The 7535-nt window shown below is 64.1% G+C and carries 5 protein-coding genes; 2 read left to right on the top strand and 3 right to left on the bottom strand.

Annotated features, from left to right (window positions below):
- Nucleotides 1-120: 120 nt before the first annotated feature.
- The 3 genes from preA to hydA all read right to left on the bottom strand — a co-directional run bounded on the left by preA (nucleotide 121) and on the right by hydA (nucleotide 4270).
- Nucleotides 121-1395: an NAD-dependent dihydropyrimidine dehydrogenase subunit PreA gene (gene preA, locus ACK1VC_RS28720; protein WP_023047434.1), complete on the bottom strand. Its 1275-nt coding sequence runs from the start codon at nucleotides 1393-1395 to the stop codon at nucleotides 121-123.
- Nucleotides 1396-2763: an NAD(P)-dependent oxidoreductase gene (locus tag ACK1VC_RS28715; protein ID WP_102688946.1), complete on the bottom strand. Its 1368-nt coding sequence runs from the start codon at nucleotides 2761-2763 to the stop codon at nucleotides 1396-1398.
- A 67-nt stretch (nucleotides 2764-2830) separates the two neighbouring features.
- A complete protein-coding gene (hydA, locus tag ACK1VC_RS28710; RefSeq protein WP_096426534.1) occupies nucleotides 2831-4270 on the bottom strand; it encodes a dihydropyrimidinase in 1440 nt (479 codons plus the stop codon).
- Between the two features lie 345 nt (nucleotides 4271-4615).
- On the opposite strand from hydA, the gene ACK1VC_RS28705 reads away from it, so the two are divergent.
- Nucleotides 4616-6121 (top strand): NCS1 family nucleobase:cation symporter-1, encoded by a 1506-nt coding sequence (locus ACK1VC_RS28705; protein WP_016488146.1) that lies wholly within the window; start codon nucleotides 4616-4618, stop codon nucleotides 6119-6121.
- Between the two features lie 29 nt (nucleotides 6122-6150).
- Entirely contained in the window at nucleotides 6151-7416 is a 1266-nt protein-coding gene (locus tag ACK1VC_RS28700; protein WP_232247626.1) for a Zn-dependent hydrolase, read from the top strand.
- Nucleotides 7417-7535 lie beyond the last annotated feature (119 nt).

Raw genomic sequence — 7535 nt, 5'->3', positions numbered from 1 at the left:
CGCAAAGCGGCCCCGGCAATTTCGGCGGCGAAGCTCAAACCCCGGGGCCGCTTTGCGGCCCATCGCGGCACAAGGCCGCTCCTACACCGATCGCGTTGCGGGTTCAGGCAGTGATCTACCTCAACTGGCCTCGCGGTAGGGGTTACGCGGGTCCTGTGTCCAGTTCAGGTACGGTTTGCCGGTATCCTGCGCCTGCATCTCGATGCAGTTTTCAACCGGGCAGGTGATCTGGCACAGGTTGCAGCCCACGCATTCCTCCTCGATCACGCTGTAGGCATGGGTGCCATCTGCCTTCAGCGTGCTGGCAATGGCCTGGTGTGAGGTGTCCTCACAGGCAATGTGGCAGCGCCCACAGCCAATGCAGGCGTCCTGGTCGATGTGCGCCACCGATTTGTAGTTGATGTCCAGGTACTTCCAGTCGGTGGTGTGCCCTACCGCCTGGCCACGGAACGCCTCGAGGGTGCGATGCCCATGCTGGTCCATCCAGCGCGCCAGGCCGTCCTTCATGTCCTCGACAATGCGAAAACCATGCAGCATCGCTGCCGTGCACACCTGGACGGCGCCACTGCCCAGGGCCATGAACTCCGCCGCATCACGCCAGTTGCCGATGCCGCCAATGCCGCAGATCGGTAGGCCACGCGTCTGCGGGTCGCGGGCAATTTCTGCCACCATGTTCAGGGCAATCGGCTTTACGGCCGAGCCGCAGTAACCGCCATGGGTGCTTTGGTCGCCAACGATGGGGTGGGCCACCATACGGTCCAGGTCGACGCTGGTGATGGAGTTGATGGTGTTGATCAACGACACCGCATCGGCCCCGCCACGGTGGGCGGCGCGGGCCGACTGACGGATGTCGGTGATGTTGGGTGTAAGCTTCACGATCACCGGCAGCGAGCAGTAGGTCTTGCACCAGCGGGTGACCAGCTCCACATACTCAGGCACCTGGCCGACCGCCGCACCCATGCCGCGCTCCGGCATGCCGTGCGGGCAGCCGAAGTTCAGCTCGATGCCATCGGCACCGGTGGCCTCTACCAGCGGCAGGATGAACTTCCACGAGTCCTCGACGCACGGCACCATCAGCGACACGATCAATGCCCGGTCGGGCCAGTCCTTCTTTACCTGGGTGATTTCACGCAGGTTGATTTCCAGCGAACGGTCGGTAATCAGCTCGATGTTGTTGATGCCCTGCACCAGGCGGTTGGCGCCGTAGTGCGCCGAGTAGCGCGACGACACGTTGACCGCTGCCGGGTCCTCGCCCAGGGTTTTCCAGACCACGCCGCCCCAGCCAGCCTCAAAGGCGCGGACCACGTTGTAGGCCTTGTCGGTTGGCGGTGCGGAAGCCAGCCAGAAAGGGTTGGGTGCCTTGATGCCGGCAAATACGATAGACAAGTCGGCCATTTACGCTGCCTCCACGTTGAGCATGAGTTGGGCATGGATGGCTTCGGCGGCCAGCTTGCCGTGCTGCACAGCCTGGACAGTGAGGTCCTGGCCCAGGGCCGTGCAGTCGCCGCCGGCATATACGCCCGGCAAGCTGGTCTGCAGGGTGTGGTCAACGCGGATGCGCTCACCGTCCCGGGCCAGTTGTGCAGCCACCGGGTCGACGAGGCAGGCATCGTCGAAGCGCTGGCCGATGGCCTTGAAGATGGCATCGGCCTGCAGCTCGAAGGTTTCGCCAGTGTCGCGCAGTCGGCCGTCCATTAGTTCGGTGCGGGCAAAGCGCATGCCGCGCACCTTGCCGGCGTCATCCAGCAGCACGGCGTCGGGGCGCGCCCAGGTGTGCAGGCGCACCTGGTTAGCCTTGGCGATGTCCTGCTCGTGGCCGGTGGCGCCCATGTCGGCGTGGCCACGGCGGTACACCAGGTTGACGTCGCGGGCGCCCAGGCGGCTCATCTGCACCGCCATGTCGATGGCCGTGTTGCCGGCGCCGATGACCAGGCAGCGGTCGGCCAGCGGCAGCTGGCTCAGGTCGGCTGCCTGGCGCAGTTCACGGATGTACTCGGTGGCGGCGAGCAGGCCGGGTGCTTCCTCGTCTGGCAGGCCTAGCTGGCGCACGGCATTCAGGCCGAGGCCGAGGAACACCGCATCGTACTGGTCGCGCAGTTCGCCCAGGCTGAGGTTGCCGCCCAGGCGCTGGCCATGGCGTATTTCGATGCCGCCAATGCCCAGCAGGAACTCCACTTCCCGCTGGGCGTAGTCGTCGACCAGCTTGTAGCGGGCAATGCCGTACTCGTTGAGGCCGCCCGCCTTGTCGCGGGCCTCGAACACCACCACGTCATGCCCGTGCATGGCCAGGCGATGGGCGCAGGACAACCCGGCAGGCCCGGCGCCGACCACGGCGATGCGCTTGCCGGTAGCCGGTGAGCGCGTGAACGGGTGCTCGGTGAAATGCGCGTTGTCCAAGGCGTAGCGCTGCAACTGCCCGATCAATACGGGTGCACATTCCTGCGCGTTGTTGCGCACGCAGGCCTGCTGGCAGAGGATTTCGGTGGGGCACACGCGGGCGCAGCTGCCACCCAGGATGTTGGCCGAAAGGATGCGCTCGGCGGCGCCTTGCAGGTTTTCATCGCTGATGCGGTGGATGAACGACGGGATGTCGATGTCGCTTGGGCACGCATTGACGCAGGGGGCGTCATAGCAGTACAGGCAGCGCGCGCTTTCGACGGCGGCCTGGCGAGCGGTGAGGGGTGGGGCCAGGTCGCTGAAGCGCTCGGCCAGCTGGTCGGCGCCGGCCCGGGGGCGCGGCAAGTGGTTCAGGGCGTCGATCACGGTTGTAGCCTCTCTCTTTATTATATTTGGCTTGCCGGCGATGGGCTGCGCAGCAGCCCCAATGGCCTCAGCGCTGAACGGGCGTCGGGCGCTGCTGTTCGGCGCGTCGCCCCAGCACCTCGTACACCGACGGATACGCCGGCCGTTCCACATACCGCCCCGCCCCGGCCTCGGCGCGCAGGTCGCCATCGGCCCAGAGCACCTTGCCCTGGCTGATGGTGTGGCTGGGGACCCCGCGCACAGTGCGGCCTTCAAAGATATTGAAGTCCACCCGCTGGTGGTGGGTCTGGGCCGATAGAGTGCGAGTGCCCTGCGGGTCCCACAGCACCAGGTCGGCGTCGGCACCCACGCGGATGGCGCCCTTGCGTGGGAAAAGGTTGAAGATTTTTGCCGTGTTGGTGGAGGTCAGCGCAACGAACTCATGCATCGACAGGCGCCCGCTGTTGACACCGGCATCCCACAGCACCGCCATGCGGTCTTCGATGCCGGCGGTGCCGTTGGGGATGCGACTGAAGTCGTCGCGGCCCATGGCTTTCTGTTCGGCGCAGAAACAGCAGTGGTCGGTGGCCGTGGTGTGCAGGTTGCCCGACTGCAAGCCGCGCCACAGCGCCTCCTGGTGCTCGCGCGGGCGGAACGGCGGGCTCATCACGTAGCCAGCGGCAGTGGCCCAGTCCGGGTCACGGTAGACGCTGTCGTCCAGCAGCAGGTGGCCGGGCAAGACTTCGCCGTAAACCGGCTGGCCCTTGGCGCGTGCATAGGTGATTTCATCCAGTGCTTCACGGCTGGAAATGTGCACCACATACAGCGGCGTACCAATGGTTTCGGCAATACGGATGGCGCGGCTGGCCGCTTCACCTTCCACTTGTGAAGGGCGCGAAAGGGGGTGGGCCTCTGGTCCGGTCATGCCCTGGGCAAGCAGTTTTTTCTGCAGGTGGTACACCAGTTCGCCGTTTTCGGCATGCACGGTGGGCACCGCACCCAGTTGCAGGCAGCGCTCGAAGCTGGCCACCAGGGTGTCGTCGGCGGCCATGATTGCATTCTTGTAAGCCATGAAGTGCTTGAAGCTGTTCACCCCATGCTTGGCTACCAGTTCGCCCATTTCTTCAGCCACCTGTTCGCTCCACCAGGTGATGGCAACGTGGAAGCCGTAGTCGCTGGCGCTCTTCTGCGCCCAGCCGCGCCAGGTGTGGAAGGCCTCCAGCAATGACTGCTGCGGGTTGGGGATGACGAAGTCGATGATCGACGTGGTGCCGCCGGCAAGGCCCGCTGCGGTGCCGCTGAAGAAATCCTCGCTGGCGACGGTGCCCATGAATGGCAACTGCATGTGGGTATGCGGGTCGATGCCGCCGGGCATCAGGTACTGGCCGCTGCCGTCGAGGATTTCACAGTCGGTGGGCGGTTCGAGGTTTGGCCCGATGGCACGGATCAGGCCATCGACACACAGGACATCGGCGGGGTAACTCTCTTCGTGGGTGACCACGGTGGCGCCACGGATCAACAGGGACATGCCGTTTTTCCTCGCAGGCTGACCGGTCTGGGCCGGTTCTTGGAATTGTCTCGGGTGCAGGGCAGGCAGGGCGGTTAATCCTGTCAGACCTGACAAGATTCGAGGCTAGATGCTGATTTGGGAATCTTCAAGAAAATTTTCCTATTATTTTTGTGGTTTTTAACTGTTTGAAATTTAACACTTAATTTTTATTGACCTGCTGACTTCGGGGGTTTCAGGGGTTATTGACTGACTTGACAAGATGGAATTCTGGTCAAGATTTCTAAGCACCAATACGCGTGTGTACTCCGGCCATCGAATTAGCCCGATGAGCAAACAACTACAAGAAAATCTGGAGAAGGGCCCATGCAACAGAGCAGATCGGAAGTGGTCGAGCAGGATGGCCTGTTTGAGCTGTCCGAGGGCAGTGATGTCCTCGACAGCCCGCGCTACAACCACGACATCGCGCCGACCAAGGTGCACCAGCGCACCTGGAACAAATGGCACATCACTGCCCTGTGGGTGGGCATGTCCATTTGCGTACCCACCTACACCCTGGGTGGCGTGCTCACCGCCTACTTCGGCCTGAGCGTTGGCGAAGCGCTGCTGGCGATCCTGCTGGCCAACGTGATCGTGCTGATCCCGCTTACCCTCAACGCCTTCCCAGGCACCAAGTACGGCATCCCGTTCCCGGTGCTGCTGCGTTCGTCGTTCGGCATCCTGGGCTCCAACGTACCGTGCCTGATCCGCGCCGTGGTTGCCTGTGGCTGGTTTGGCATCCAGACCTTGTTCGGCGGCTTGGCCATTCACCTGTTCCTGGGTTCGGTGTTCGATGGCTGGAAGGCCTTGGCCGGTACTGGCGAGGTGATCGGCTTCATGATCTTCTGGTGCCTGAACCTGTGGGTGGTGCTGCGCGGCGCCGAGTCGATCAAGTGGCTGGAAACGCTCTCGGCACCGCTGCTGGTGGCGGTGGGTGTCGGGCTGCTGTTCTGGGCCCTGCCGCACATGTCGATGACCGAGCTGCTGGCGCAACCGCCCAAGCGGCCGGAAGGGGCGAGCGTGGTCAGTTACTTCTGCGCCGGGCTTACGGCCATGGTCGGCTTCTGGGCCACTTTGTCGCTGAATATTCCCGACTTCAGCCGCTACGCCCGCAGCCAGAAGGACCAGATTCTCGGGCAGATCTTCGGCCTGCCGCTGACCATGTTCCTGTTCGCTTCGCTGGGTGTGGTGCTGACTGCCGCCTCGGCGTCGCTGGTGGGCGAGACGGTGTCCGACCCGGTCAGCCTGATCGGCAAAATCCACAGCCCGTTCTGGGTGGCCCTGGCCATGGCGCTGATCGTGATTGCCACATTGTCGACCAATACGGCGGCGAACATCGTGTCGCCGACCAACGACTTCCAGAACATTGCCCCACGCCTGATCGGGCGCAGCCGTGCGGTATGGCTGACCGGCTTTATCGGCCTGGCGCTGATGGGCCATGAACTGCTTAAGAAACTGGGCCTGATTGTCTCGGACCTGAGCCTGGAGAGCGTGTACTCCAACTGGCTGCTCGGTTACTCCAGCCTGCTCGGGCCGATTGCCGGGATCATGGTGGTGGACTACTTCCTGGTCCGTCGGCAGCAGCTGGACCTGGCCGGGTTGTACCGCGATGACGTCTACCCGGCGTGGAACTGGGCCGGGTTTGCCGCCTTTGCCTTGCCCGTGGGGCTGACGTTACTGGCGATTGGCAACAGCAGTTTCAGCTGGTTCTACGACTACGGCTGGTTTACCGGCTCGCTGCTGGGCGGCGCGCTGTACTACGTTCTCGCCGGTTTGGCTGTGGGAGCGGGTTCACCCGCGAAGAGGCCCGCACCGACCACAAAAAAAGCCTGAAGGAGAAACCCGTGACCCCAGTCAAAGAGATGCTTGAAACCACCGCCCGGCACGTCGACAGCAACCGCCTGTGGCAATCGCTGATGGACCTGGCCCGCCTCGGTGCCACCGCCAAGGGCGGTGTCTGCCGCCTGGCCCTGACCGACCTCGACCGCCAGGCCCGCGACCTGTTCGTGCAGTGGTGCGAGGCGGCCGGGTGTGAGGTCAGTGTCGACGGCGTCGGCAACATCTTCGCCCGCCGCCCGGGGCGTAACCCCAAGCTGCCCCCGGTAATGACCGGCAGCCATATCGACACCCAGCCCACGGGCGGCAAGTTCGATGGCTGCTTCGGGGTGATGGCCGGGCTGGAGGTGATCCGTACGCTGAACGATTTGGGCGTGGAAACCGAAGCACCGCTGGAAGTGGTGGTGTGGACCAACGAAGAAGGCTCGCGCTTTGCCCCGTGCATGATGGGTTCAGGGGTGTTCGCCGGCAAGTTCACCCTGGAGGAAACCCTGGCCAAGCGTGATGCCCAGGGCGTCAGCGTTGGCGAAGCCTTGAACGCTATCGGCTATGCCGGCACCCGCGCGGTGCTGGGCCATCCGGTTGGGGCTTATTTCGAAGCCCATATCGAACAGGGCCCGATCCTTGAGGACCAGGCCAAGACCATCGGCGTGGTGCTCGGAGCGCTGGGGCAGAAGTGGTTCGACCTGACCCTGCGCGGCGTCGAAGCCCACGCGGGCCCGACACCCATGCACCTGCGCAAGGACGCCCTGGTCGGCGCTGCCGCCGTGGTGGAGGCGGTCAACCATACCGCCCTCGGCCACCAGCCCCATGCCTGTGGCACTGTGGGTTGCCTGCAGGCGTATCCAGGCTCGCGTAACGTGATCCCGGGTGAGGTGCGCATGACCCTGGACTTCCGCCACCTGGAGGGCGAGCAACTGAGTGCGATGATCGCCGAGGTGCGCGGGGTGATCGAGGCAACCTGTACCAAGCATGGCTTGAGCCACGAACTGGTGCCTACGGCCGACTTCCCGGCATTGTACTTCGACAAAGGCTGTGTCGATGCCGTGCGCGCCTCGGCGCAGGCGCTGGGGTTGCCGCACATGGACATTGTCAGTGGCGCGGGGCATGACGCGATCTTCCTGGCCGAACTAGGGCCAGCGGGGATGATTTTCGTGCCCTGCGAAAACGGCATCAGCCACAACGAAATCGAGAACGCCACGCCCGATGACCTGGCGGCGGGCTGCGCAGTGTTGCTGCGGGCGATGCTGGCGGCGTCGGAGGCGATTGCCAGCGGGCGCTTGGCGGCCTAGCACCTCGGGCATCAGGCGACCGCGCTTTTTGTGGGAGCGGCCTTGTGTCGCGACAGGGCTGCGCAGCAGCCCCAGGGTTTGGAAGTAAACGCTGATATCGCTGGGGCTGCTGTGCAGCC

This window comes from Pseudomonas sp. XP2 (genome assembly GCF_053557975.1).
This window is presented reverse-complemented; position numbering and strand designations above follow the sequence as displayed.

Coding starts and splice junctions, on each gene's coding strand:
- preA (WP_023047434.1), bottom strand. CDS start 1,395: ATGGCCGACTTGTCTATCGTATTTGCCGGCATCAAGGCACCCAACCCT.
- hydA (WP_096426534.1), bottom strand. CDS start 4,270: ATGTCCCTGTTGATCCGTGGCGCCACCGTGGTCACCCACGAAGAGAGT.
- ACK1VC_RS28705 (WP_016488146.1), top strand. CDS start 4,616: ATGCAACAGAGCAGATCGGAAGTGGTCGAGCAGGATGGCCTGTTTGAG.
- ACK1VC_RS28700 (WP_232247626.1), top strand. CDS start 6,151: ATGCTTGAAACCACCGCCCGGCACGTCGACAGCAACCGCCTGTGGCAA.